Origin of the sequence: Kocuria sp. PD6, assembly GCF_031844145.1 — a bacterium.
GTDB lineage: Bacteria > Actinomycetota > Actinomycetes > Actinomycetales > Micrococcaceae > Kocuria > Kocuria marina.
The window spans coordinates 1-1,281 of the sequence record NZ_JAUZUS010000037.1 but is presented as its reverse complement, the minus strand read 5'-3'; the positions used below and the strand labels follow the sequence as shown (position 1 = coordinate 1,281).

General features: G+C 69.9%; 1 protein-coding gene. It reads right to left on the bottom strand.

Translation table 11 applies throughout. From position 1 onward, the window contains the following. Positions 1-1,215, bottom strand: a protein-coding gene (locus Q9R22_RS13270) for an IS3 family transposase (protein ID WP_100205785.1) whose coding sequence is annotated in 2 segments (ribosomal slippage) — positions 1-906 and positions 906-1,215 — 1,216 coding nt annotated over the 2 segments. Because the reading frame shifts where the segments join, the coding sequence is not laid out codon by codon here. This gene is flagged as partial in the annotation. Between the last annotated feature and the right edge of the window lie 66 nt (positions 1,216-1,281).

The following is a 1,281-nucleotide window of genomic DNA, read 5'->3' as shown; positions in this document are numbered from 1 at the left end:
TAGCGGACGCAGCGGTCTCGTAGGCGTTCGGGGCGATGTTGCCGATCGCGGAGTGGCGGCGGCGGGTGTTGTAGCGGTTCGCCCACCGGAACACGGCCCGGTAAGCCGTGGCCTGGTCGGGGAACGCGGGGCGACCCTCGAGCAGCTCGCGCTTGAGAGCCGCGTTGAACGATTCGGCCAAGGCGTTGTCCGCGGACGAGCCGATCGCGCCCATCGACTGGGTCACCCCGAGCCGCTCGCAGAGAGTTGCGTACGACTTCGAGGTGTAGACCGACCCGTGGTCCGAGTGGAAGATCGCGCCGCGCAGAGTGCCGCGCTCGCGCCGCGCGGTCCTGAGCGCGTCCTCGACGAGTTCGGTGCGCATGTGCCCGGCCATGCTCCACCCTGCCAGCTTCCGCGAGCCCAGATCGATGCAGGACGCGAGGTAGAGATTCGTGCCGTCGGCGATGGGCAGGTAAGTGATGTCGCCCACGTAGCGGCGGCCCGGCTCCCCAGCGGTGAAGTCTCGGCCGACCAGGTCGGGGAACTTCCGGTCGGACTGGTCCGGCACCGTAGTCTTCACGCGCTTGCGCAGGCGGATGCCGGCCAAGCCGTGCTGACGCATCACGCGGGCCACCCGCTTGTGGTTGACCCGCTCGTCGGCAGGCGCGTCCTCGTTGAGGTCGGCGGTGATCCGCGGCGCCCCGGATGCGCGGTCCCCGCCCTGCTGCGGGTCTTGCAGCGCCCGGATCCGTGCCGCCAGCGCCGCGTCCGCTGCCACCCTCGCGGCCCGTTGCGGCGCGGCGGCCAGCCATGCGTAGAACGACGACCTCGCGATCTCCACGACCTCGCACAACCGCTTCACGCTCCAGGCGTCCTTGTGGTCCTCAACGAACTGGAAGCGGTTCACCAGTTCGTCTCCCCGGCGAAATACTTCGCCGCCTGGCGCAAGATGTCCCGCTCCTCGGCGAGCTTGGCCTGCTCGGTCCGCAGCGCCGCGTTCTCGGCCTCCAGCCGGGCGATCCGCGCAGCCTGCGACTCCGGCCGACCGGCCGGCGCGGCCGTGGGCGCCCCCGCGGTCGTGGTCCTAGAGCCGAGCTTGTCGACCCACTCCTTCAACGAGCCCCGGGACACGCCCAGATCCGCCGCGATCCCCTTGAGCGTCGCGCCCGGCGTGGACTCGTACAAGTCCACCGCCCGGCGACGGAACTCGTCGGTGTAGTTCTTCCTGGCCATCCTTGGATTCTCGCTTCCCCAGCATCGTGCTGGATACCGCGTGTCCAAGATCAAGGGTCAAGCCCC